Below are 24,224 nucleotides of genomic sequence, written 5' to 3' on the forward strand. Positions count from 1 at the left end.
TCGCGGCAGAAATGCAGTGTCCCGATATACGGCCATTGTGCGGAACGATTAGCCCAGCGGATCGCTGGGGGCAACCGCGTCCGGCGCCGGGACGTCCTAATACGGCGGCGCCTTGCGCGCGCGCTGCGCCTTGGCCGCCTCGATCCACCACAGCAAATCGTCGGCAAAGCGCGGGAAGGAGTGTTCCAGCGCCTTGCCGCCCTCACCGATCGGCTCGCTTTCGGCAGACAGCGTCTGCGCGATCGGGCCGACGCCGATGGTGCTCGAGATCACCACCATGCCCATCTCCGACAGCGTGCCGTGCCACGCGGTCGAGGCGCGCGCGCCCGACAGGCGCCCGGCGGAGTAGCTCACGATCGCGGCCGGTCGCCAGAACCACTCCTCCAGGAAATGATCGGTGAGGTTCTTCAAGCCGGGCTGGATGCCCCAATTATATTCGCCAGTCACAAAGACGAAGCCGTCCGCGCCGCGGATCTGGCCGGCCAGCTTTTCCAGCGCCTCCGGCGCCGTGCCTTTGGGGTACTCCTTGTACATGCGATCGAGCATCGGCAGGCCGATGGCCTTGGCGTCGATGAACTCGACGTCCTCGCCGCGACCGCGCAGGCGATCGATGACGAAATTCGCCAGGCGGATGCCCATGCGGTCGGACCGGTAGGAGCCGTAGAGGACGAGGATGCGGTTGCTCATCGCGGCATGCTAGCACGAATCCGGCGGCCGTCCCCAGCCGCTTTATCGTGCTATCGCCCGCGTCCGCGCTCCAGCGTTTCCGACGGCGTCTCGCCGAACTGTTCGCGATAGCTGCGGGAGAAATCTGACAGATGCCAGAAGCCGAAGGCCAGCGCGACGGCCTTCACGCTCTCGGCGCCGGCGAGGAGCTGCCGGCGCACCAGCCACAGGCGGTGGACCCGCAAGTAGCGATGCAGGCTCATGCCGCGATNNNCGATAGCGGCGGACGACGTCATGCATCGTGCGCACGGAGAAACCGAGCTTGCGTGCGATCTCCTCGCTATAGATCGGCTGCGACAAATCGTCGGACAGAAGCGCGCGGATGTCCTGGAAGATCTTGAAGTTGCGCTCATCGTTCGGACGTAGGATCCATCGTGCCGGGACCAGGTTTTCGAACACCTGGTCGACGGCGCCGAGCAGAGATTCCCTCATCGCCGCCGCCTTCAACGGCATCGCCGCGGCCTCAACCGGTTCCGTCGCAACAGCCAGAACCTCCCGGACCACATCACGCAGCAGGTTCAAGCTGGCTGCGGTCGTCTCGTAGATCCTGAAGGTCGATGTCGTGCCCGGCCACCCGCGGCCCGTCACCTGCGGCCTGAACATCACCGACGCAATCTGCCGCTGCACTTCCTCGATCGTGGTGTAGGCAGCGCCGTTGCTGCCAATGACGATGGCCGGACGGGCGCGGTGCGAACCGTTGAAGCAAATGGGCACGTCAAGGTCGTCCATCGTGAAGCCGATCGCGGTGCAGTCGTCGACCAGCTGTGCGTCGACAACGCGAGGGAACGCGCGCGTCACGTTCACGTCGCAGCCCGGCAATGACAGGATTGTCTGCTCGGACGAAATGTGCCTGACGAAAGGCGTGAACTCGAAATTCAGGCCCCGTATGGCGCTTCGAAATTCATCGACATCAGAGAAGCGAAATGTCTTGAGAGCCAACGCGGGCGCATCATCAATACTGTTCATGGTAATTTGAAAGGTCGCATCCAAACCGACGCCCGTCCGGCGGCGGTGCCGGCTCGATCCTCCCCTTTGAGGTATCGCGTTAGCTCGAAAGAATTATTCTGACCTATTCGGCCAGTTGGCGAGCGTCCGGTCGAAAGCACAAGCCGGCCCGTCAAAGCTCGCCAAATTTCGATATCTTTTCCTACCTCCGAGGTGGTGCACGAATACCCGCAAAACCGAAGCATAAAATCTAAATTAACATCTCTGGATTGCAATGGACCCTGTTTGATATTTTTAGGTCTTTTTTGAGTTCAGGCTCCTGCCATGACGGCAAATTCGCCTGCCGATATCCTGGTTGAGTTGGAAGAAGCGGTCGCGGCCTGCCCGCAGGAGCGCTGCGCCCGTATCCTTGCAGGGATCGTTCGCCTGCTCTTATCCGGTCGCGACAGGCCCCAGGAATTGCTGGTCAACCTGGTCGACGGCGTCTTGCTCCGGCTGACCGGGCGCGTCGCGCCTGCCGCTCTGATGGAGCTGAGTGAGGCTCTTGCGACGCTGCAAGTTGCACCGCAAGAAACGCTGCGACATCTGGCATCGCATGATGATCCAGCCATCGCTTGCCCGCTCCTGCGAAAATCGCAGGCCCTCTCGACCGCCGACCTCACGGCGATCGCGACGTCATGCAGCGAAGCCCATCAACTCGCGATCTCGACCCGTGATGGGATCGAAGGGGCCGTAGCCGAAGCGCTCGTCGCGCGCGGCACGCGCGCGGTTCGCCTCGCCCTGATCAAGAATGATCGAGCCAGATTTTCCGAAGCGGTCTACGCCCTGCTCGTCGAGACCGGTGCGGCGGACGACGAAATCACGAAACTTCTGGCGCTCCGACCGGGCACGCCTGACCACGTCTTGCGCAAGCTGCTCTCGGCTCCGCCCGGACCGAGAGTTGCGGCCAAGCCCAATGCCTCCGCCGGGCCACCGGCACGGATCCCCGCGCCTGTTGCGCTGAAGCGACCCACGGCAGACGATTATGCGAAAGCAAGACCCGAAATCGTCGCCCTCAACCGCGTCGGAAGGCTCAACGATTCAACGGTGAACCGTTTTGCGATCCGCGGCGAGACCGCCAATCTGCTCACGGCCTTATCAGTGCTGTCAGGCGCCCCCATCGAGATCGTCGAGCATGTCATGAGAGACGAGGATTGCGAGGGCCTCGTAATGGCTTGTCGGGCCTCGCGCCTGAACTGGGCGACCACGCTGGCAATCCTGAGTAACCGCGGCGGCACGCGACTCTCATTCGCCCAGCGGGAGCGCGCGCAACATATTTTCGAGACACTTCTTCTGTCGACCAGCCAATGGACGGTGCGCTGGGGCGAAATCGCAGCAAGCGCAAGCGCACGCGATCCCGGACATCGCGGCGCCGGAATGGGGAGATAGCCGATGAGATCAAATGGCCGCAAGAACGCTCGCGTGAAGATGGACCACCGACAACCCGTCAACTTGATGGGCTCGGACGGTACCTGGCGGCGCAGTTGCGTGCTGCTCGACGTGTCGCAAACCGGCGCCAAGCTCGAGGTCGAGGGCACGCTCGACGTATTGCAAGCCAAGGAATTCTTCCTGGTGCTGTCGTCCACGGGGCTGGCCTATCGGCGCTGCGAGCTGGTGTGGATCGACGGCACCACCGCCGGCGTTCACTTCGTCACCGCGGGCGCCAAGAGAAAAGCGGCGAACGCGACGGCCGCCGTAGCGCAAAGCAAGTAGGCAGCAAAGGCTCAAGACATCATCAGGCTCGCTCAACCCCAGTATAGTTCGGATCTTCCGTGCAGAACGCGCGAACCATGACCGGCTACGTCAAAGGCGACCGCCATCGAGCGGCAGCATCGGCACGTCCTTTCGTGCATGTGCTGGCCGATTGCTCCGACAAACTGTCCCGCATCTGCGCGGTGCTCGAACAGCGGTTCGCCGTTGCTGGCGAGCGGCTCGACGCGGAAGCCAAGCTGTCGCAGGTGCCTTACGCCATCGTGATCCGCGCGGAGCTGCGTGACGTCGACAACATCGCGGCGATCAAGAAGCGAAGCGCCAGGCTTGCAAAGGCCACCAAGCGCATCTTCCTCGTCGAGCAACCCTCGCACGTCTGCGTTTCGCAGGCCTACGCGCTCGGCGCGACCCTCGTCCTTCCCGGCCCGCTCAACAAGATCAGGCTGCTGGCCGCGCTGGCTGAGCCAGCCGAGCCGGCAGCGGATTCAGCCAGTTGCTCGACGCAGCCGGACAACGCGGTCGAGACCGCGGCGACCGCTATCGCGTCGATGTTCACGGCCGTCACCATGGGCGAGCCGCTCGACGTCGACGGCACCAAGGACGCCGGGCGCAGGATTGCCGATCGCATCACCGAGCATGGCCTGTCCGAATGGCTCACGACCGTGCGGCGCCACCATGAGGGAACCTACCAGCATTGCCTGCTGGTCACGGGCGTGGCCATCGACTTCGGGCTGAGCCTCGGCGTCGGACGAGCCGACCTGGAGCGGCTATATTCGGCCGCCATGTTCCATGACATCGGCAAGGCCCGGATCCCGCTCGCCATTTTGGACAAGCCGGGCCGGCTCGACGACGCCGAGCGCGCCATGATCGAGACGCATCCGGTAGCCGGTTACGACTTTCTCAAGGACCATGAGAAAATATCGCGAGAGATTCTCGACGCGGTCCGCCACCATCACGAATATCTCGACGGCAGCGGCTATCCCGACGCACTGGCGGGACACAGCATCAACGATATCGTGCGCATTCTCACGATCTCGGACATCTTCGCCGCACTGATCGAGCACCGGCATTACAAGCCGACGATGCCGCGCAACGAGGCCTATGACATTCTCTGCGGGATGACGGGAAAGCTCGAGAAGGCGCTGGTCACCTCCTTTAAGGAGGTCGCACTCTCAAGGTAGCCCGTGCACGATCATCGGCCTGGAATCGCGTCGCGGGTCATCGCGTTCTAGTGCGTCGCCCGGAATTTGATGCGGCGCGGGATCGAGCGACAGGCCAGTCCCTCGGCGAGCAGCTTCATATCCTCGCGTTTGCCGCTGCGGATCAGCCTGCTGAACTCTTCGGGGGTAAAAGGAAGACTGGGATCATCATCGATCGGGTGCCGCATCCGCGGACCGAAGAACCATCGAACCAGGCTAGCCAGCCGCCGCATGTCAATTCCCTCGCGCCAGCAACAAACCCTTGAGTCCGTATATTGTTCCTCCTGCACGATGCAGATTGCAAGAGGTCGCGATGACTCCACACGAAAAAAATCGCGAGGGGAATAATCTCCTCCGGCCTCTGCTTTCAGTCGGCGAAACCGACATGGCGCACGAATCCGTGGTTACCCTCGCGATCCGAACGAACGGCGTTCGCGGCAAAGTTGTCGTGGCATAACCCATCGCAACGCAGGTCATGATGACCTCGTCTTCAGGAATCGCAGCGACCTCGCGCACGATGTCGGAACGCATGATGTCCTCCGCAACAGCACCGGTTGCCGATGCGGCGCGCGAAATCTAAGCTAAGGAGCAAGCAAGACCAAGAACCCTGCAAGAATCCTGGAGGAGTTGTGATGGCCGCGCCGCTCGACCCCGTCATCGCCCAGATCATTCCGCTCATGCCGATGCGCGATCCCGCGATCATGACGCCACAGAGCGCCCGTGATTCCTTGCGCGCACTGGCTGCCGCGCGCGCCGCCGTGCCGCCACCGTCCGTCGCTGAAGTCCAGGACATCAAGGTGAAAGGCGGCGCAGGCCCGCTCGATGCACGTGTTTACCGGGTCGGCACCAAGCCTGCGCCGACCGTGGTGTACTTCCATGGCGGTGGCTGGGTCGCGGGCGACCTGGAGACTCACGACCGCCAGGCGCGCAATCTCGCCATCGAGACCGGTTCGGACGTCGTTTCCGTCGATTATCGGCGTCCGCCGGAGACCCGATTTCCGGGCGCGTTCGAAGACGCCTTCAGCGCCGTGAGCGATGTCTTCAACCGCGTCGCGGAATTTGGTGGCGATGCCAGGCGGCTCGGCGTTGCCGGTGACAGTGCCGGCGGCAATCTCGCCGCCACCACCGCGATCGCCTGCCGCGATGCCGGCATCAAGCTCGCCGCGCAATTGCTGGTCTATCCCGTGGTTGACGCCGTGGGCAGCTACGCGGACGCGCGCGAGAACGCGCGCTTTCCGTCTCGTGCCGACAATGCCGACGGCTACTTCCTCACCCGCGCCACGATGGAATGGTTTTGCGGCCACTATCTCGCTGATCCCGCTGACGCCGCGGACTGGCGGGTTTCACCGCTGCGCGCGGCATCGCTTGCCGGGCTCGCGCCGGCCGTCGTGACCACCGCCTGGTTCGATCCGCTGCGTGACGAAGGCGCGGCCTATGCGCGGGCACTGGAAGCCGCCGGCGTGCGCGTCAAGCACCACGAGGGCCCGGGCCTGATCCACGGCTATTTCGGCATGGGCGATGCCTCGGAGGCAGCGCGCGCCGAAGCAAAGCGCGCACGCGCGGATTTCGGCGCGTTGCTGGCGCGCGGCGCCTGATCGCGTTGCAACCGGCCGGATCGAAGTGTCGCGTCATGTCATCGGTATTCTTGTCGGCGTGGCGACCAATCTGCTGTCGGTCGCAACCGCTTCCGCGGCGGCAAAGACCGTCTACTTCAACAGCGCCGATGGCCGGACCGCGCTCACGGGCTATGTGTTCGAGCCGAGCACACCGGGCCCCTGGCCTGCCATCGTCATGCTGCACGGGCGCGGCGGACCTTATTCCAGCAACGTCAATGCCGATTGCACCTCCGTCGGCGCCGGCACCAGTTCGCCTTGCAACGCGAACACCTTGTCGAAGCGCCACGCCATGTGGGGCGAATACTGGGCGGCGCGCGGCTATCTCGCGCTGCTGCCGGACAGCTTTGGCCCGCGCGGCAAGGCCCATGGGTTTGGCCGCTTCACGCATGGCGATCCTGACCGCGCCGACGTCAACGAGACCAATGTTCGCCCGCTCGACGCCGAAGGTGCACTCGCTTACTTGCATAGCCGCAACGACGTCGTCGCCGGTCAGATCTATCTGCAAGGCTGGTCCAATGGCGGCAGCACCGCGCTCAACGTGATGATCCGGCAAGACAACCAGCAAGGAAATCAACAAGGCAACCAAGCGGGCTATCGCGGCGCCATCGCATTCTATCCGGGCTGCGGGCCGTCCGCGCTGCTGGCATCAAAAATCTCGAACACGGCGCCGATTGCGATGTTCCTCGGCGCCGACGACGAGGAGGTCTCGCCGGTGCGCTGCCTGCGTTTCGCCGACCGCTCACGGCAGGCGGGCAGTCCCATCGACGTCACCGTTTACGCCGGCGCCACCCATGGTTTCGACGAGCCGTCCTCGCGGCGGCAGTCCACACCCGGGAATCAGGCAGCGATGGACGACGCTCTCGTCAAGGCCATTGCCATCGTCAACGGCTGGAAAAAATGAAGCGACGACCAATGCCGCGCCGCGATCCTGCTTGATTGCGCCATGATTCCGGGCTCCAATCCGATGCGCCATTTTTGGTTTAGGGAGACGCCCAATGATGAAACGGATTTTCCTGGCTGCGCTCGTTGCCACCTTTGCGGCGGGTTCGGCCCTTGCGGACGACACCTGCGAAAGCAAGGCGGTCGGCAAGGACGGCAAGGCTCTCGCCGGTGCGGCCAAGACCTCGTTCATGAAGAAGTGCAAGGAAGATGCTTGCGCGCCCAAGGCCGTCGGCTCCGATGGCAAGCCGCTCGCCGGCGCGGCCAAGAACAGCTTTATGAAGAAGTGCGAGATGGGCGCGTAAGGCGCTGCGTTGGCGGCTTTCCGCCAGCCATCAACAAGCGAACTCCGCCATGGCCGGGCAGAAGCGCGTCTTCGCGCGAGATGTCCCGGCCATTGGCGTTTCAGGGCTTTCGCCTCGCCGAGCGCAGCCCTGCGCGCGCCGAGCGCGTAAGGCCAGATCATCGCCACCCTAGACAGAACGCCTCCGCTGGCGGATCATGCAGCGCTGAGCGAACCGGGGCGCATCAACGAAGATTCTAGCCAAGGGTGGTCGAGATGTTGCGGTTTCGAGTGCGTGATTACATGATGGCGACGATGGGCACGCTGTTTGCGCTGCTCATCAGTCTCGACGTTGCGAACGCGAGAGGTCCTGGTCTGCCCAACGTCATGGTTCTGGCGACCGGCGGCACGATTGCCGGCACGGGAGCCAGCAGCACCACGGTGGTCGGTTACACCGCAGCGACGGTCGGCATCGACACCCTCCTCAACGCCGTTCCCGAGCTGAAGACGGTGGCCAACGTCAAGGGCGAGCAGGTTTTCCAGATCGCCAGCGAGAACATGAACAACGACTACTGGCTCAAGCTTGCCAAGCGCGTCAACGCGCTGCTCGCGCAGGACGACGTCGACGGCATCGTCATCACGCACGGCACCGATACGATCGAGGAGACCAGCTATTTCCTCGACCTCGTGGTCAAGAGCAGGAAGCCCGTCGTGATCGTCGGCGCGATGCGGCCGTCGACGGCGATCAGCGCCGACGGGCCGATCAACCTCTTCAATGCCGTGATCCTGGCGGGCAGTGAAGAGGCCGTTGGCAAGGGCGTGCTCGTCGCTCTCAACGACCAGATCAACGCGGCACGCGAGGTCACCAAGAACAACACCTCGACCGCGGACACCTTCCGCACGCCCGAGCTCGGCTTTCTCGGCTACATGCAGGGCAACAAGCCGTATTTCTATCGTCAATCGACCCGCCGGCACACCGCGGACTCCGAATTCGACGTCTCCAACCTCGAGACGCTGCCGCAGGTCGATATCGTCTACGGCTATGCCAACATGAACCGTGTCGCGGTCGACGCCTTTGTCGCCGCCGGCGCCAAGGGCATCGTGCATGCCGGCGTCGGTGACGGCAGCCTGGCCCGCCCCGCGGTCGAGCCGGCGCTCGACGAGGCGCGCAAGAAGGGTGTCGTGATCGTCCGCAGCAGCCGCGTCGGCAACGGCATCGTCGCGCGCAACGGCGAAGCCAAGGACGACGAGCACGACTTCGTCGTCTCCGATACGCTCAATCCGCAGAAGGCGCGCATCCTGCTGATGCTGGCGCTGACCAAGACATCGGACACCAAGGAAATCCAGCGGATGTTCTATACTTACTAGAGCGTCGGCTGGTCCCGCTTGAAGCGGTCATCAAAGGCCGCATGGCGTCGATCGCAAGATGCTGCGCGAGATCTTGCGGTAAGCGAGCGCGCGATATCCTGCACGATCGAATTTCGTAGGGTGGGCAAAGGCGCACTTGCGCCGTGCCCACCACCTTTCCATGAGTCCGACAGAACGTGGGCACGTCGCGCGAAGACGCGCGCCTTTGCCCACCCTGCGAGAGCTGCGTCATTGCAGGATCCGCGAACAGCCCTAGCTCCGCAATCCCGGCGCCTCCTGCCCGGTACGCGCCACGTATTCCGTATAACCGCCGCCATATTGGTGGATGCCATCAGGCGTCAGCTCGAGCACACGGTTCGACAAGGTCGCGAGGAAATGCCGGTCATGCGAGACGAACAGCATGGTGCCTTCGAAATCCGACAGCGCATTGATCAGCATTTCCTTGGTGGCGAGGTCGAGATGGTTGGTCGGCTCGTCCAGCACCAGGAAGTTCGGCGGATCGAACAGCATCTTGGCCATCACCAGGCGCGCCTTCTCGCCGCCTGAGAGCACGCGGCAGCGCTTCTCGACATCATCGCCGGAGAAGCCGAAGCAGCCGGCGAGCGCGCGCAGGCTCCCCTGCCCCGCGGTCGGAAACTGGTCCTCCAGCGACTGGAACACGGTGCGCTCGCCGTCGAGCAGGTCCATCGCGTGCTGGGCGAAATAGCCCATCTTGACGCTACCCCCGAGCGCCACGGTGCCCTCGTCCGGCTCGCTCGCGCCCGCGACCAGCTTGAGCAGCGTCGACTTGCCGGCGCCGTTGACGCCCATCACGCACCAGCGCTCCCTGCGGCGGATCATGAAATCGAGGCCATCATAGATGCGCTTGCTGCCGTAGCCCTTGTGCACGCCCTTGAGCGCCACGACGTCCTCGCCCGAGCGCGGCGCCGGCGGGAAGTCGAAGGCGATGCTCTGGCGGCGGCGCGGCGGTTCGACCCGCTCGATCTTGTCGAGCTTCTTCACCCGGCTCTGCACCTGGGCTGCGTGGGAGGCGCGCGCCTTGAAACGCTCGATGAACTTGATCTCTTTCGCAAGCATCGCCTGCTGGCGCTCGAACTGCGCCTGCTGCTGCTTCTCGTTCAGCGCGCGCTGCTGCTCGTAGAATTCGTAGTTGCCGGTATAGGTCGTCAGCGAGCCGGAATCGATCTCGACCACCTTGGAGATCACGCGATTGATGAACTCGCGGTCATGCGAGGTCATCAGCAGCGTGCCTTCGTAATCGTGCAGGAACTTTTCCAGCCAGATCAGGCTTTCGAGATCAAGATGGTTGCTCGGCTCGTCGAGCAGCATCACGTCGGGCCGCATCAAGAGAATGCGCGCCAGCGCCACGCGCATCTTCCAGCCGCCGGAGAGTTTTCCGACATCGCCGTCCATCATCTCCTGGCTGAAGCCGAGACCGGACAGCGCCTCGCGCGCACGGCCGTCCAGCGCATAGCCATCGAGCTCCTCGAAGGCATGCTGCACCTCGCCATATCTGGCGATGATCTCGTCCATCTGCTCGGCCTTGTCGGGGTCGGCCATATCAGCCTCGAGCTGGCGCAGCTCGGCCGCAACCTCGCTGACGGGACCGGCGCCATTCATCACCTCGGCCACGGCGCTGCGGCCACTCATCTCGCCGACGTCCTGGTTGAAATAGCCGATGGTGATGCCGCGGTCGGTTGACACCTGCCCTTCGTCCGGCAGCTCCTCGCCGGCGATCATCCGGAACAAAGTGGTCTTGCCGGCGCCGTTCGGGCCGACGAGCCCGATCTTCTCGCCCTTGTTGAGGGCGGCGGAGGCTTCGATGAACAGGATCTGGTGGCCGGCTTGCTTGCTGACGTTGTCGAGGCGGATCATGAGGTCTTTTCGGGGGAATTTTGCGTTGCAGCGTAATAGGCCATGCCCCTGCCCAAGGGAAGTCCGGCGGGGTACGGATTTCGCCCTTGAAGGGCGCCAAAACGCGCCGACAGGCCGCCCCCTGCTTGATGCCGCCAGCGATCGCGGGAAGCCGGTTGAGTCAGGAACATCTCCGCGATTGCCGAGTTTTCCCGATGCCCTTCCCCAAGGGCGACCCCGAATGGCCCCAGCTCAATGCCCCCGATACCACGCGAGCTGGGGCCTATTTTTTCGTCCCCTCGAGCTTGGCTGCATCCTGCGATGGATCCGGCAGGTTGCCGTTTGCCGAATGGAGGATGCACACGGCCGAACAGAACAAAGCCCGAAAAGGATCGTAGCCTGACAGGCCGACTCTTTCGAGCTTGGCCGGCCGAACAAGCAAAAGGCAATGGAGGAGAAGATATGCTGCGTTCAGTCTTGTTGGTCGCACTGGCAGCCGTGATGATAACCCCGACCGCGGTCCTGGCGGACAGCAAATCCGATTGTCAGAAAGGTCTTGAGATGATCAAGGCAGAGCTCAGGAAAAAACATCCGGCTCCGGTGATGGCAACCTTGCGCAAGGCGCTTGGCGGTGCCGAGAACGAGGTGAGAGAGGAAGATTGGCCCGAATGCATGGACTACATCAAGACCGCGCGTGCTGCGCTAAAACAATGAGCGCTACCGCAAACGAGTAGCGGTCTTTTTACAGTCGTCCCGAACGAGAGACTCAACGCAGGCTCGCCAACCCACGGACTTTCGAGACGCGCGCCGGTCCCCGGGGCATCCTTCGCATGCTCTTTTAGCTCGCGGAGGAGCTCTTCCCGCGTCAGACCTTCCGCGAAACCGGTCAACGAGAGCTCGATGCCGTCCACGACCAGATGCGACGGGCCGAGACCGTTCATCGGGACACTTGCTCCGAGAAACCGGCTCACTCCAACGCTTTTCGCGAATTTTCGGGTGCGAGGAACACGCCGAGCAGGGCCAGACAGGCGATCACCTCGAAGTACAGGATCACCGGCGTGAAGCTCGTGCTTGAACCCATCAGAGCGGTCCCGATCAGAGGCGCCAGTCCGCCTCCCAGCACAATCCCGAGCTGCTTTCCCAGCGAGCTGCCGCTGACGCGAACCCTGGTCGGAAACAGCTCTGCGGTGAACGCCGCCTCTGGCGCGAACATCAACGCATGCACCAGGCCGAGCGATACGACGAAGCCTGCCACGATCGCCAGCGGTTCTTTGGTCAGCAATATCTGGAAGAAGATCGGATACCACGCGGCGGCGACCACGATGCCGAGCATGATAAACGGTCGGCGGCCGAGCTTGTCGCTGAACCCCGCGATCAACGGAACGGCGCACATCTCCAGGATATTGGCGACCGTCACGCCCGATGTGATCGACGATTGGGGCATGCCGAGGGTCTTGACGGCGTAGCCGAGCACGAAAACCGTGCTCATATAGTTGAACGAGCTGTGCACCATATTGACGAGGCATGCCAGAAGGACCGGCTTCTTCCAGGACTTGAGAATCGTCAGCAGAGGAGTCCGGTCGTCTTGCGCTTTGGCCCGGGTCGCGAGAAACAGCGCGGATTCATCCACCTGAGCGCGCACATAGGTGCCGATCAGGACCAGAGCCAGGCTCAGGGCGAACGGCACCCGCCAGACCCAGTTCGCAAATTCCGCCGGCGAATAAATGAATCCGAGAAGAGCGATGAGGCCGGAGGCCGCAACGACGCCGACGGGACCCGAGGCATTGATCCAGGATGCGAAGAAGCCGCGCCGCTCCGACGGCGCGTTCTCGAGCGTCAGAGACACCGCATTCATGTATTCACCACCGAACGCGAAGCCCTGGATGAAGCGAAGAGCCACAAGTCCTAGCGGCGCCAAGAGCCCGATCGAATCGTAGCTCGGCAGGCAACCGATCAGAAAGCTGGCGATGCCCATCAGCAGGAAGGTCATCATCAGCATCGCCTTGCGGCCGACGCGATCGCCATAATGGCCGAAGACAATCCCTCCAAGCGGACGCGCAACAAAGCCGACGGCAAAAGTGGCATAGACGGCCATCGTGCTCGCGACGGAGTCCATCTTGGGGAAGAAGAAGCGGTCGAAGACGATGGGAGCCGTGAACGCGTATACGAAGAAGTCATAGTGCTCGATGGCCGAACCAAGCGACGAGGCGATCGCCAGTCGCCTGAAAGCCGGCGACGATTTGGTTGGCACCGACGTCTCGATCACGCTTCCCCGGTCCACGGCCGTCATGTTTCCCTCCTTTGTTGCTTCCTCGCGGCGTCGATTTCTGCTGTTCGACTGCCGCCTAGTAATCGCCTTGCTAGGCGCCCACCATCGCAAGCCCGCCGTTGCAGAGCAGGAATTGTCCGGTCATGTGCCGCGAATCGTCCCCTGCCAGGAATAGCGTTGGGCCGACCATGTCTTCCGGCGTCGCGATCCGGCCGAGCGGCGTCTGCTTCAGGATCTCGTCGCGGCGGCCGTTCTTCCAGTCGTGCCGGTTCTTCAGCGCCTCGGTCTCCATGAAGGCCGCGCCCAGCGTGTTCACCCGCACCTTCGGTGCCAACGCTCGCGCATATGACTTGGTCAGGCCGATCACGCCGTACTTGGCCGCGGCGTATTGCGGCGCGCGCGGGCTTCCTGCGATCACCACCTGAGACCCGATGTTGACGATGACCCCGCCCGCTCCGTCGAGCATTCGCGAACCGACCTCATGGATCATGAACATCGTCCCCTTGATGTCGACGGCGAGCGTATGATCGATCACCTTCTCGTCGAACTGGCGCCAGGACACTTGGTCGAGCGCCATGTCCCCGACATTGTTGACGAGAATGTCGAGGCCGCCCAGGGCTTCGAAGGAGGTTTTCGTGATGTGCAGGACGTCTGCATGGCTCGAGATGTCGCCCCTGACGATCGCGGCCTTTTGCCCCAAAGCGCGAACTTCGCCGGCAACCTCCTCCGCACCCGCGGCCGAGCTGTTATAGTGCACGACAACGTCAGCACCTTCCCGAGCGAAAGCCAGCGCCAGGGCGCGGCCGAACCCCCGACCCGCGCCGGTCACCAGGACTTTCCTTTCAGCGAACTTCTTCATCGGCGTTTCCAATCAAGATTGGGCGCGGTCAGGAGACCTGCCGGGCGAGCTCCAGGAATTCCGCATCGCTGAGCAGCCGCCGCTTCGCCATGGCGAGTTTCTTCACCTCCGCCAGAAGCCTGGCGTGCGCTCCCGGGGGCGCTTCGATGCCAAGCTCGCTGCACTTGATGGCGATCGAGGCGGCGCCGCTCTTCTTCCCGAGCACGATGCCTCGCGGCGTGTTCAAGAGCTCGGACGAATAGGGCTCGATCGCCTGCGGAATGTGAAACTGCGCCGCGACCGCACCGGTTTCGCGGATGAACAGGTTGCGGCCGACGGCCGCTTTCCAGGGCTCGAGCTCATATGAGGCGATTTGGCGCAGGCGTTTCGATGCATCGCGCACGCGCGCAAGATCAATGCCGGTCTGGATTCCGTAGAGCAGCTCCAGGGTCAGCGCGATCTCGGGCAGATTGGCGTTGCCGGCTCGCTCGCCGATGCCGTCGATGGTGCCGTGGATCCAGGACGCGCCCGCATTGATCGCCGCAACCGCACAGGCCGTCGCGAGGCCGAAATCGTTGTGGCCGTGAAAATGGACCGGAACGGTCCCGGCCCACGATTTTACGCGGCGGACCAGAAAGTCCACGGCTTCCGGACAGGCGATGCCGAGCGTGTCGACGATCGCCAGCTCTATCGCGCCGGCCTCGATCGCCGTCTTGTAGGCGGTCTCGAAGAACTCCAGATCCGCGCGCGTCGAGTCGACGCCGAAAAACGCAACATGGAGGCCGTTCTTTGCACCGAAGGCGACCGCATCCTTGATGCGCTTCAGCACGATCTCGCGCGCAACCTCGAGAGCGCCGAGCTTAGCGTCGGAAATCGGAGCCTCGATCACCAGATGCTTCAAGCCGAGATCAGCGACCGCGGCGACATCCTCGATGATCGCGCGCGCAAAGCCCCAGAGCTCCGCCTTCAGACCGGCGGCGGAAATCGCCTTGATGGCCTCCTTGTCCTCGTCGGACACGCGGGGAAAACCGGCCTCTATCCGTCCGACCCCGAGCCCGTCCACCAGCTTTGCGATTTCCAGCTTCTGCTCGACGCCGAACACCACGCCGACTGCCTGCTCCCCGTCGCGGAGGGTCGTGTCATAGAAGCCCGCGGATGGCTTGGGCCTGCCGGCAAGAGCCGTTTCGTTGAGAGAGCCGGTCCATATCCTCGATCGATCAATCATGACCCGCACCTCAGAACTTTTGGAACGCCGGAGCAGGCGCGCCATGCCCCTCCTCCCAGGAAATCACCCGGTTACGGAGCATGCCGATCTTTTCGATCTCGGCTTCGATGACGTCGCCGGGTTTGAGATACCAGGCCTGCGGGTTGGCACTGAACGCGGCAACGCCGGAGACGGTGCCGGTGGTGAGGATATCGCCCGCGGAAAAACCTGCCGGCGAAAACTTGGACAGCAGTTGGGGCAGGGTCACCGACATGTGGCTGGTGTTCGACACCTGCCGCTTCTCGCCGTTGACGCGCAGCTCGATGTTCAGATTGTACGGGTCAGGTATCTCGTCGGCGGTGACGATCCAGGGCCCAAACGGGCAGAATGTGTCGATCGACTTGGAGAAGCTGAAATTCGCCGACTCCATCTCGCGCCGCTGGATGTCACGGGCGGTGATATCGTTGAAGATCACGTAGCCGCCGATGTAGTCCTTGGCCTCGGCCTCGCTGAAATGTTTGCCGGACCTGCCGAGCACGACACAGAGCTCGATCTCGTAGTCGAGTTCCTTGGTCAGATGCTCGGGGTAGATGATCGGATCGTCAGGTCCGATGATCGCATCGACGTTCTGGAAGAATACAATCCAGGGCTTGATCGCCGCCACCCAGTTCGACCGATCGCCTTCGTGCGCGTGCTCGGCGTAATTGCCTGCGGTATGGAAGATCTTCTTTGGGATGATCGGCGCCCGGAGCTTGACATCTTTCAAGGCGAAACGGCGCGTCGTCTTGGCGCGCTGGGCAAATTCCTGGACCGGCGCCCCCATCTCGAACAACGCTCGCATATTGGGCACATCGAGGACGACCAGCTCGTCCCCTTCCAAGGCGCCAACGAGCTGCTCCTGCCCCACTTTGAATGTCGCAAGCTTCATAAAATCGATCTCCGCACGACCAAAACCGGCGGGCCAGATGTTCAAGATCGCGGCGGGATTGGTATCCCGCGTGTTCGGCGATCTTGTTCTCCTCCCTTGGGAGAGACCGTAGTCAGCGGCTATCTATGCGTCCAATACGATCTTTTTCGAAAACCATGCATTTTTGTTATACGACTGAGCGACCGCCCTTCTTGGGCAACTCCACGCGCTTTCGGACGGCGAGCTCGTCCTTCGAGATCCTGCGCAGGATTTCGAGAACGCGCGCAGCTACCGGCGACAAGGTTTCGTTGCGTCTCCACATCACGCCGACCGGCCGCTGGTTCTCGACGCCTTTCAGCGCGATGATGCACAAGCGACGAGCCGCCACTTCGACCCCGACGAGTTCTCGCGCCATCAGCGATACGCAATCCGTGCTCATGACGATGGCTTTGATGGCGAGGATCGAGTTCGTGTTGATACTCTGCGTCGGCCAGCCGAGGTTTGAGCTGGCAAACACGCGCTCCATTTGCTGCCTGAACGCACTGCCGCCGGCGGGCAGCACCCAACGCACGTCTCTGAGATCCGAGAGCCGGACGCTCGCACGCCTCGCGATGGGATGATCCGGGCGGGTGATAAGCCCCCAGTCGGATCGAAAGAGTTCTTCTTCTGCCAACTCCTGATAGCCCGATCCGCCCCCGATCCTGCTCACGACAAGATCGACATGGCCCCGCCGCAGCATTTCGGCGATTTCGCTGTCGAGGCCTTCGGTGACGGAAACGTGGATCTTTGGTGCGGCCTTGACCAGGATTTCGAGCGCACGCGGAACAATTCCGGCGGCAGTGATGGGTGTCACGCCGAGCTTGACGGATCCTTCGAGGCCCAAGCTTCTCAGAAGTGTATCTTCCCGGGCGCGTTCCAGAATCGCTTCCAACGCTTCGGCATGAAAGATGAGCGCCGTCCCCATCGCGTTGAGCTGCGCGCCCTGTCGACCGCGCTCGAGCACCTTCGCTCCAACTTCCCGTTCGAGCAAAGCGATGCTGCGCGACAGCCCGGGTTGCGAGACGTTCAACGCCGCCGCGGCCGCACTGAATGAGCCGTGTCTTGCGACAGCGAGGAGATCAAGAAGACGGCGAGGATCGATCCTGACGTGAGGTCCCATTCAACTGTTCGCTAGCTGGAGCTGACCTCGTCACTATGGCATGATTCCGCCGCTACACTTTGCGTCTTGAATTTCTTCGCAGCTTGACCCGAGCCGACTTCACTCGACAAAATCGAACTGAGCCTCGGCTTGGTCCGCCTGTGGATCAGGCTCCCTACACGCGTCGCATCAGCCTGAGCGATGCTGCCAACCGCAGGCTGCGCTTTCCCGCGAGCGCGATGCCTTCGAGCTCGCCGCCGTCCTCCGTGCAGCTTCCGGAGAAGCCGATCCCGACCTCGTAGCCACCGAAGACGGGATTGTCGCCCCTCGCCGGCGTGTGCTCCTGGTTGAGCATCTCGCCCTTCCAGCGGCCGTCCACCGAGGAATAGGAGCCCAGATAGTAGAAGAACGCGTCGCCACCGAGAATGCGGCCGTCGAGCAGCAGCATCACGCCGGAAAGGCTTGCATCGACGCCGTCGAGTGCCAGCAGCTGCATCGCATAGAGCCCGTTGGCGATGCTGCGTTGCCCGATCGTGCCACGCGGCGGCAGCGCGGCGTCGTCGAGCAGGGCGAGGTTGGCCCAGAACACGCCGTCGGGCATCGCATCCGCCCTGCCCTCCAGCAGGATGGTCGATCCCTCGGTGCGACCGCGCACCCTGATCGTGGTGACGTCGGCGCCCATCAACGGCTTGAAATTGGGATCGTCATTATAACGCTCCGTGATGACCTCGGCTTCGATCACGCCGTCCCTGACCACGTAGCTGCCGAGATGCGCAAAGGCGGAATTGCCGCCCAGCATCTTGCCGTCGTGCAGACACATGATGCTGCGGCCGAAGGCGCCGTTGATGCCGTATTCAACCTTGTAGAGCCCGTTGAGCAAAATCGTGAACCCGCAAAATCAAAAGGAATCGCCGGGTCCTAGCATCGTCGCGGCATCGATGCCACCAGGCTTTTCCGCGCAGGGGCTTGCGGAACCGATCCTGCCAAGGTGCCATCATGCACCTGTTTTGCCCGACGGGTCAAGCCAATTTCGCAAAATCAGCAATAGTCGTTCAGGAGCTCGGCCTTTCAACCACTTGCCTACTGTGCATGGGGTTGTTTTCGACTTTTGCGTTGACGCACGTGCGACATTCGGCAACCGTCAATGACGCTTGAAATACTGCACCTCGCGTTCGTGCTTCTCGGCCGCCGCGCGGCTCTTGAAGGTGCCGAGATTGCGCCGCTTGCCGGTCTTGGGATTCACCTTGCGCGAATACAGCCGGTATTCGCCGGATGCGAGCTTGCGGATCATGGTTGCTCCTCCTGCGTGGACTTGCCAGTCAAACTGTGCCGCACGCGGTCCGTTCCGTCATGGCCTCGCCGGTGGCGCAAACAGTTGATTGGCAAACGGCTGCGGGTCTGCGGGAACCTTGATGACGACGAAGCTGCGTCCCATCGACCGGTGACAGGCGTTGCAGCCCTCGGTGAGATCACCCAGGGCCTTTGCGAATTTGCGGCCGTCCTTGGTCGCAATCGCGTCGGACGTCGCCTGCAGCGACGGCTCCAGGGTCGTGACATTGCTGACGGGGATGCCGGAATAGAGCAAGGCGGCCTCGACCAGGCTCGCCTTGAGCTGGCGCAGCTCGTAAGCCGAAAGCTCCCAGTTCTGCGCCTTGCTGGCCAGCCACAGCTTCTGGTGGCGGGTCTGTGCGGCGCTCATGATGTCGCCGAGCCGCGGCACGTACTGGTCCGCCGACGGCGATTTGAGATCCTGCGCCGTCACGGCCGTGGCCGCTCCCACCAAGGCCAACACGACTATCCAACGACACAGTTTCATCGCACGTCTCCATTCCAACGGAGACGCAATCTAGGCCCGCCGGGCCGTGCCACCTTGCGCTCGATCAAGAGCGGCCTCGTCGTCCGCTAGAAGCAAAGCGTGGTGACGAGCCTGCCCTGCTTGTCCTTGATCGCATAGGGGCAGCGCAACCGCTCCAGCGCCTTCTTGGCGTCCTCGTCGCCGAGCGCAGCCGCGCGCTCGTAATAGGCCTTGGCGGCGTCCTTGTCCTTCGGACCGCCGCGCCCCTCTTGCGCGAACGCGCCCATCCGCTCCAGCGCGCCGGGATGGTTTTGCGCGGCCGCCTTCTCGAACAGCGCGCGCGCCGCGACATCATCCTTCTCGCCGCCATCGCCATTGGAGAGCAGCAGGCCGAGCTGGTACTGCGCCTCCGCATTGGTCTCGGCGGCCTTGCTCAGAAGGGTGCGCGCCTGCGCCGGATCGGCCGGCGTTCCGCCACCGGCGCTGCCGAGCGCGGCGAGGTTGGAGACGCCGCGGGGATTGCCTGATTGCGCCGCTTTCTCAAACAGCGTTCGCGCCTGCGCCTCGTCCTTGGCAACACCGGAGCCGGTGCCATAGGCGACACCGAGCTCCACCATCGCCGCGCTGGAGCCCTTGTCGGCGGCCTTGCGCCAGGCAGCGAGCGCTTCCGCCGTCTGCCGGTTCGCCGCATAGGCGCGCCCAAGCGCAAACATTGCGCGGCGCGACGATGCGGACGCCTGCTTGCAGAATTTGATGGCGGTCGTGATGTCGGCGGCCGCGATCTCAGACACGCCTTTCACGTCGGTCGGCTTGTCCGGATCGCTGGGATCGGCGGCAACACGGTCGCACAGCACGAGATCGGCCGATTGCGCGTGCGCGGCGACCGGCGCGGCAAGAGCGAAGAGGATGGCCAAGAGACAGGTTCGCATGGCCGTCACGTTGCGTCGGCGTGCCGGCGAATTCAAGGCTCGAGTCCAGACCGGCGCAGCACGGGCATGACCTCGGGGGATGCGAGATAGCGCAGCAGGCGATCGGCCGCCTTGGCCTGCTTCGCATCCGTCATGCGGCCGGCGGAGAACACGGCAGGGGTCTGCAATTCGTGCGGGACCGGGCCGATCACCTCGATGCCGCCGACCTGCTTCAGCTCGCTGATCTGCTGCACGGCGAGATCAGCCTCGCCTCTGACGAGCCGCTCCGCCGTAAAGCCCTGCTCGACGATGGTGGCCTTGGCGTTGATCTCGGTGCCGATGCCCATCCGCACGATCAGCTGGGCGAAGTACACGCCGCTCGCACCCAGCCGTGAATAGGCGACGGATCGGGCCGCGAGCAGCGCCTTGCGCAGCGCGGCTTCGCTGGAAATATCGGGATGCGGCTGCCCGGCCCGCACGGCGAGGCCGACATAGGAGCGCGCGAGGTCGGCCGCGCTGTCCGCGATCACGCGCCCCTCGCCGATCACCTCGTCGAGCCCTTCACGCGTAAGAATGACGAGATCGGCCGCCTCCCCGGCGCGCAGGCGCCTGAGCAGCGCCAGGGTCGGCGCAAAGTCGGCATCGACGTGAATGCCCGTTGCGGCCTCGAACGCGGATGACAGGCTGCGCATCGCCCCCATCAGGCCGAGCGTCGAGAGCATGCGGATTTTTTCCATGAGCAATTTCCCCTGTAGCGATCAGGCGCGATGCATCAGCTTGAGCGTGGCGGACAGGCGCAGGCTGCGCTTGCCGGCCAGTGCAGTCGCTTCCAGCATCGCCTGATCGCCATCATAGGTGCCGGCAAACCCGATGCCGACCTCGTGGCCGCCAAAGATCGGATCGTCCTTGGCCGGGGTGTGCTCCTGGTTGAGGATCTGCCCCTTCCAGCGTCCGTTCGCGGCGGTGTAGCTGCCGAGGTAATAGAACGAAGCATCGCCGCCGAGGATGCGGCCGCGGTTGAGCAGCATCACGCCGGTGAGCCCGCCGTCGACACCGTCGAGCATGCGCAGGTGGATCGAATAGAGACCATCGGTGATGCCGGCCTCGCCGACCCCGCCGGCGATCGGCACCTCCTCCTCCGTGATCGGTGTCATCACCGACTGGAAGGGCACGCCGGGCAGCTCTTTCAGCTCGCCCTTGAAGCGGTAGAGATCGCCGTCCGCAAAACCTTTCGCGATCAGCGTCGCATCGTCGGTGCCGGCCATGGCGCGGTAGTTCGGATCGGGGTTGTGGCGGACGGTCTTGATGATGATGTCGACGCCGCCTTCGGTCTTCTCGTAGGTGCCGATATGGGCGAACGCCGAATTGCCGCCGAGCATCTTGCCATTGCCGGCATGCATCACGCTCCGGCCGACGGCGTCGCCGAGCTGAAACCGCACCTTGTAGAAGCCTTCAAACACCAGCCGTGTCCCCGGCTCCGCGCGCATCCTGACGACTACTCTATCCCGGTTTCGGCCGACATGGACAGACTTCACCCCGGCATAGAAGCCAGACCCACACCAAGCGTTGTCATCAGAACGCAAAAATCCGCCGGAGCTTCGCAGCCCCGGCGGATTGAAAGCCAACCCGGACCAAGCCCCAAGGTCCCGGCCGGGAGGATCTTAGGCGACGGCCTTCTTGTCGACAGGCACGGACGAGATCGTCTTCAGGATCTGCGAAGCGATCTGGTATGGGTCGCCCTGCGAGTTGGGACGGCGGTCTTCCAGATAGCCCTTGTAGCCATTGTTGATGAAGGAGTGGGGAACGCGGATCGAGGCACCACGATCAGCCACACCGTAGCTGAACTTGTTCCACGGCGCGGTCTCGTGCTTGCCGGTCAGACGCTTGTCGTTGTCCGGGCCGTAGACGGCGATGTGGTCCATCAGGTTCTTGTCGAAGGCGGCCATCAGCGCCTCGAAGTACTCCTTGCCGCCGACCGTACGCATGTACTCGGTGGAGAAGTTGGCGTGCATGCCCGAGCCGTTCCAATCGGTATCGCCGAGCGGCTTGCAGTGGAATTCGATGTCGATGCCGTACTTCTCGGTCAGACGCAGCATCAGGTAGCGGGCCATCCACATCTGGTCGGCAGCGGTCTTGGAGCCCTTGCCGAAAATCTGGAATTCCCACTGGCCCTTCGCGACTTCCGCGTTGATGCCTTCATGGTTGATGCCGGCAGCGAGGCAGAGGTCGAGATGCTCTTCGACGATCTTGCGGGCAACATCGCCGACGTTCGAATAACCGACGCCGGTGTAGTACGGGCCCTGCGGCGCCGGATAGCCGGACTCGGGGAAGCCGAGCGGACGGCCGTTCTTGTAGAAGAAGTATTCCTGCTCGAAGCCGAACCAGGCGCCGGCGTCGTCGAGGATGGTGGCGCGCTTGTTGGACGGATGCGGGGTCTTGCCATCGGGCATCATGACTTCGCACATCACCAGCACGCCATTGGTGCGGGCACCGTCCGGGAACACGGCGACCGGCTTCAGCACGCAATCGGAGCTGTGGCCTTCGGCCTGCTGGGTCGACGAGCCGTCGAAGCCCCACAGCGGAAGCTGCTCGAGCGTCGGAAACGACGAAAATTCCTTGATCTGGGTTTTGCCGCGCAAGTTCGGAGTCGGCGTATATCCGTCGAGCCAAATGTACTCGAGCTTATACTTGGTCATTGAGCCTCTCTGTAGATGATGCGAAAGGTGGGGTTGAGAGCCCCGCACGTTTGTACCCGGCCATCATCGGCCGGCCCTCTACAAGCATGTTGCGTGCCAAAAAGCCGCAGCGCGGAAGCTTTTCCACCGCGCCGGAGTCGGTCCAGCCGACGGAAAACCGTCCCCAGCCGCATGCGTCATAGAGGCGCACCTTCTCGTGAAGCTGCACTGCAAAAATCCCGCGGAAAACGCCCGATTTTGAAGCAGGCAGGCCCCCTGCCTGAGGTTGCCGATCAAACGCGCATCAACGTCCAGCAACTTTCGAAAAGCCGCCCCGTCCTGCCTAGCAACCTTTGGAACGGCCCAGACGTTAGTCATCGGCCCGGTGCCTTAGGGGGTGCAGATAACCACCTGCCCAATAATTGGGCGGAAACTGATATCGTTTTCAGCACTTTGCTTTTGGGAGTGCGAGGCCGATATGGAGATTCCAGTAACCACATCAGAACGAGTCGGGCGCACCATGGAGGCCAAGTCGCTTCGACCCAGGAGCAATCGCAATGATGAATAATGGTCTAAGTTACGGATCTGCGAAGATCTACCAATTCCCTGCCGGGGGCCGCGCGGCTCTCGCGGGGCCCCGCTATGGCGAGCCACGCCTTCCTGCCGATCACGCCTCGCTTCCAGCGAACGCCTCGATCTGCAGCGATAGCTGGTACCACCAGGACGCGGTCGACGAAGCAAAGCCCAAATGGGAACGCTAATGCCAGTGTCCAGTTTGAGACCGCCGCGCTCTTTCGAGTGCCCGACGGAAGCTTGAAAAGGGTCGAAACAACGAGGTTTCGACCCTTTTTGATTCTGTCCGGATGTCCATTCAAAGGGCGGGCTTTTCGATCACCGCGCAGGCCGTGACCGGCCGCTTCAAATGCTTGACGGTGGTGGCTCCGCTCTTGTCGATCCTCAGCGTGATGCCCGCCCCCGAATAGCGCATGCCCGATACCGTCAGGCGCTTGGCAAGCGTGACCGGCTCGCCGTCGATCTGAAGGAAGGCGCGGGTGTCATAGTCATAAAAACCAACGATGAACTGCGTGCCATCGACGCAGCGATAGGTCCGGAACGTCTGCGCGTCGGCGTGCCCCGCGCCTGACGGTCCCGCCGTCAGTATGGTGATCCCCAAAAGAACAGCCTTGTGCCGGCCCATGATCGCCCCCTGTAATGATCCCTCGGCAACATAACAAAAGCGGCTCCGATGTCAGACTCCCCTGCCCGTCACCTTGCCTTGCAAGGCGCCAGCAATTTTCGCGACCTGGGCGGCTACGCCACACGTGACGGCCGCATCACGCGCTGGCGCCATATCTTCCGCTCCAACCATCTCGGCCAGCTCACCGCCGCCGACATCGAAATCGTTCGCGCACTCGGCGTCAAAAGCGCGTTCGACTTCCGCGGCGTCGAGGAGCGGACCGCTGGTATGTGCGGCGTCAACGAGATCACCGTACATTCGCTGCCGATCGAGCCGACGGTGGTGGCTTCGCTGCGCGCCGCGCTCGCCAGGGACGCGCTCACTCGGCAGGTCGCGCTCGAGATCATGCGGGAGTCCTATCGCAACTATGTCCGCCACAACACGCATAGCTTCCGCATGCTGTTCGGCCATCTGCTGGAGGACCGCGCTCCGCTCGTGATCCACTGCACCGCCGGCAAGGACCGTACCGGCTTCGCCAGCGCCCTGATCCTGCATGCGCTCGGCGTTCCCGACGACGTCATTGCCGAGGATTATCTGCTCACCAACCGCCACTACAAGCGCGACACCTCGAGCG

At 63.1% G+C, this 24,224-nt stretch carries 26 protein-coding genes and 2 pseudogenes; 10 read left to right on the forward strand and 18 right to left on the reverse strand.

All coding sequences use genetic code 11. The features are described from left to right. Positions 1-96: 96 nt before the first annotated feature. The 3 genes and pseudogenes from AOQ71_RS36645 to AOQ71_RS36650 form a co-directional block, all read right to left on the reverse strand. Positions 97-687, reverse strand: coding sequence for an NADPH-dependent FMN reductase (locus AOQ71_RS36645; RefSeq protein ID WP_057757695.1), 591 nt, complete (start codon positions 685-687; stop codon positions 97-99). A gap of 50 nt (positions 688-737) precedes the next feature. Beyond that, positions 738-937 (reverse strand): helix-turn-helix domain-containing protein (locus AOQ71_RS49210; RefSeq protein ID WP_245317348.1); only part of this gene is annotated, 200 nt, incomplete at its 5' end. Positions 938-940: 3 nt separating this feature from the next. Further along, positions 941-1,692 (reverse strand): annotated as a pseudogene (locus tag AOQ71_RS36650) (AraC family transcriptional regulator); the annotation flags it as partial. Between the two features lie 303 nt (positions 1,693-1,995). Between AOQ71_RS36650 and AOQ71_RS36655 the strand changes: the two are divergent. From AOQ71_RS36655 to AOQ71_RS36665, 3 genes are read left to right on the forward strand one after another with little or no spacing between them, the layout of a single operon-like run. Beyond that, the gene (locus AOQ71_RS36655; protein ID WP_057757698.1) at positions 1,996-3,099 is read left to right on the forward strand and encodes a DUF2336 domain-containing protein; all 1,104 of its coding nucleotides are present in this window, start codon (positions 1,996-1,998) and stop codon (positions 3,097-3,099) included. A 3-nt stretch (positions 3,100-3,102) separates the two neighbouring features. Then, positions 3,103-3,423, forward strand: coding sequence for a PilZ domain-containing protein (locus tag AOQ71_RS36660; RefSeq protein ID WP_057757701.1), 321 nt, complete (start codon positions 3,103-3,105; stop codon positions 3,421-3,423). A 59-nt stretch (positions 3,424-3,482) separates the two neighbouring features. Then, positions 3,483-4,601, forward strand: coding sequence for an HD-GYP domain-containing protein (locus AOQ71_RS36665; protein WP_057757704.1), 1,119 nt, complete (start codon positions 3,483-3,485; stop codon positions 4,599-4,601). A 47-nt stretch (positions 4,602-4,648) separates the two neighbouring features. Here AOQ71_RS36665 and AOQ71_RS36670 read toward each other — a convergent pair whose 3' ends face one another. Then, positions 4,649-4,852 (reverse strand): hypothetical protein, encoded by a 204-nt coding sequence (locus AOQ71_RS36670; RefSeq protein WP_057757707.1) that lies wholly within the window; start codon positions 4,850-4,852, stop codon positions 4,649-4,651. 399 nt (positions 4,853-5,251) lie between these two features. Between AOQ71_RS36670 and AOQ71_RS36675 the strand changes: the two genes are divergently transcribed. The 4 genes from AOQ71_RS36675 to AOQ71_RS36690 all read left to right on the forward strand — a co-directional run bounded on the left by AOQ71_RS36675 (position 5,252) and on the right by AOQ71_RS36690 (position 8,825). Then, complete coding sequence (locus AOQ71_RS36675; protein WP_057757710.1) at positions 5,252-6,214, forward strand: alpha/beta hydrolase; 963 nt, start codon at positions 5,252-5,254, stop codon at positions 6,212-6,214. A 25-nt stretch (positions 6,215-6,239) separates the two neighbouring features. Beyond that, positions 6,240-7,136 carry a dienelactone hydrolase family protein gene (locus tag AOQ71_RS36680; RefSeq protein ID WP_245317349.1) on the forward strand — a complete coding sequence of 299 codons (897 nt, stop codon included), beginning with the start codon at positions 6,240-6,242 and terminating at the stop codon, positions 7,134-7,136. Positions 7,137-7,230: 94 nt separating this feature from the next. Then, entirely contained in the window at positions 7,231-7,479 is a 249-nt protein-coding gene (locus AOQ71_RS36685) for a hypothetical protein (protein WP_057757713.1), read from the forward strand. Between the two features lie 254 nt (positions 7,480-7,733). Beyond that, positions 7,734-8,825 carry a type II asparaginase gene (locus AOQ71_RS36690; protein WP_157083790.1) on the forward strand — a complete coding sequence of 364 codons (1,092 nt, stop codon included), beginning with the start codon at positions 7,734-7,736 and terminating at the stop codon, positions 8,823-8,825. A gap of 252 nt (positions 8,826-9,077) precedes the next feature. Here the strand turns inward: AOQ71_RS36690 and AOQ71_RS36695 are convergent, their stop codons facing one another. Next, a complete protein-coding gene (locus tag AOQ71_RS36695) occupies positions 9,078-10,700 on the reverse strand; it encodes an ABC-F family ATP-binding cassette domain-containing protein (protein WP_057757716.1) in 1,623 nt (540 codons plus the stop codon). Positions 10,701-11,141: 441 nt separating this feature from the next. Here AOQ71_RS36695 and AOQ71_RS36700 point away from each other — a divergent pair, with 441 nt between their 5' ends. After that, a complete protein-coding gene (locus AOQ71_RS36700) occupies positions 11,142-11,393 on the forward strand; it encodes a hypothetical protein (protein WP_057757719.1) in 252 nt (83 codons plus the stop codon). A gap of 253 nt (positions 11,394-11,646) precedes the next feature. On the opposite strand, the gene AOQ71_RS36705 is transcribed toward AOQ71_RS36700, so the two are convergent. From AOQ71_RS36705 to AOQ71_RS36755, 12 genes are all read right to left on the reverse strand, one after another. Next, positions 11,647-12,969, reverse strand: a complete 1,323-nt coding sequence (locus tag AOQ71_RS36705; protein ID WP_063958344.1) for an MFS transporter — start codon at positions 12,967-12,969, stop codon at positions 11,647-11,649. A 70-nt stretch (positions 12,970-13,039) separates the two neighbouring features. Continuing rightward, positions 13,040-13,807 carry an SDR family NAD(P)-dependent oxidoreductase gene (locus AOQ71_RS36710; protein WP_057757722.1) on the reverse strand — a complete coding sequence of 256 codons (768 nt, stop codon included), beginning with the start codon at positions 13,805-13,807 and terminating at the stop codon, positions 13,040-13,042. 28 nt (positions 13,808-13,835) lie between these two features. Further along, complete coding sequence (locus AOQ71_RS36715) at positions 13,836-15,011, reverse strand: homoaconitate hydratase (RefSeq protein WP_162268456.1); 1,176 nt, start codon at positions 15,009-15,011, stop codon at positions 13,836-13,838. A gap of 10 nt (positions 15,012-15,021) precedes the next feature. Further along, complete coding sequence (locus AOQ71_RS36720; protein ID WP_057759001.1) at positions 15,022-15,918, reverse strand: fumarylacetoacetate hydrolase family protein; 897 nt, start codon at positions 15,916-15,918, stop codon at positions 15,022-15,024. Positions 15,919-16,084: 166 nt separating this feature from the next. Then, positions 16,085-17,056, reverse strand: coding sequence for a LysR family transcriptional regulator (locus AOQ71_RS36725; RefSeq protein WP_083514766.1), 972 nt, complete (start codon positions 17,054-17,056; stop codon positions 16,085-16,087). A 154-nt stretch (positions 17,057-17,210) separates the two neighbouring features. Next, positions 17,211-17,915, reverse strand: coding sequence for a GrlR family regulatory protein (locus AOQ71_RS36730; RefSeq protein ID WP_057757730.1), 705 nt, complete (start codon positions 17,913-17,915; stop codon positions 17,211-17,213). Positions 17,916-18,176: 261 nt separating this feature from the next. Beyond that, positions 18,177-18,326: a hypothetical protein gene (locus AOQ71_RS46495; RefSeq protein WP_007609497.1), complete on the reverse strand. Its 150-nt coding sequence runs from the start codon at positions 18,324-18,326 to the stop codon at positions 18,177-18,179. A 57-nt stretch (positions 18,327-18,383) separates the two neighbouring features. Beyond that, positions 18,384-18,851: a hypothetical protein gene (locus tag AOQ71_RS36735; protein ID WP_057757733.1), complete on the reverse strand. Its 468-nt coding sequence runs from the start codon at positions 18,849-18,851 to the stop codon at positions 18,384-18,386. 86 nt (positions 18,852-18,937) lie between these two features. Next, on the reverse strand, positions 18,938-19,759 hold the full coding sequence (locus AOQ71_RS36740; protein ID WP_057757736.1) for a tetratricopeptide repeat protein: 822 nt from the start codon (positions 19,757-19,759) through the stop codon (positions 18,938-18,940). A 32-nt stretch (positions 19,760-19,791) separates the two neighbouring features. Then, complete coding sequence (locus AOQ71_RS36745; protein ID WP_057757739.1) at positions 19,792-20,475, reverse strand: substrate-binding domain-containing protein; 684 nt, start codon at positions 20,473-20,475, stop codon at positions 19,792-19,794. A gap of 21 nt (positions 20,476-20,496) precedes the next feature. Beyond that, positions 20,497-21,198: a GrlR family regulatory protein gene (locus tag AOQ71_RS36750; protein WP_057759003.1), complete on the reverse strand. Its 702-nt coding sequence runs from the start codon at positions 21,196-21,198 to the stop codon at positions 20,497-20,499. Positions 21,199-21,399: 201 nt separating this feature from the next. Further along, positions 21,400-22,434, reverse strand: coding sequence for a glutamine synthetase beta-grasp domain-containing protein (locus AOQ71_RS36755; RefSeq protein ID WP_057757742.1), 1,035 nt, complete (start codon positions 22,432-22,434; stop codon positions 21,400-21,402). A gap of 536 nt (positions 22,435-22,970) precedes the next feature. On the opposite strand from AOQ71_RS36755, the gene AOQ71_RS44390 reads away from it, so the two are divergent. Beyond that, positions 22,971-23,174 (forward strand): DUF2735 domain-containing protein, encoded by a 204-nt coding sequence (locus AOQ71_RS44390; RefSeq protein WP_083514767.1) that lies wholly within the window; start codon positions 22,971-22,973, stop codon positions 23,172-23,174. A gap of 110 nt (positions 23,175-23,284) precedes the next feature. On the opposite strand, the gene AOQ71_RS36760 is transcribed toward AOQ71_RS44390, so the two are convergent. Next, positions 23,285-23,611 (reverse strand): MliC family protein, encoded by a 327-nt coding sequence (locus AOQ71_RS36760; RefSeq protein WP_057757745.1) that lies wholly within the window; start codon positions 23,609-23,611, stop codon positions 23,285-23,287. 48 nt (positions 23,612-23,659) lie between these two features. Here AOQ71_RS36760 and AOQ71_RS36765 point away from each other — a divergent pair. After that, a pseudogene (locus tag AOQ71_RS36765) lies at positions 23,660-24,224 on the forward strand (tyrosine-protein phosphatase); the annotation flags it as partial.

Origin of the sequence: Bradyrhizobium manausense, assembly GCF_001440035.1 — a bacterium.
In the GTDB taxonomy this organism is placed as follows: Bacteria; Pseudomonadota; Alphaproteobacteria; order Rhizobiales; family Xanthobacteraceae; genus Bradyrhizobium; species Bradyrhizobium manausense.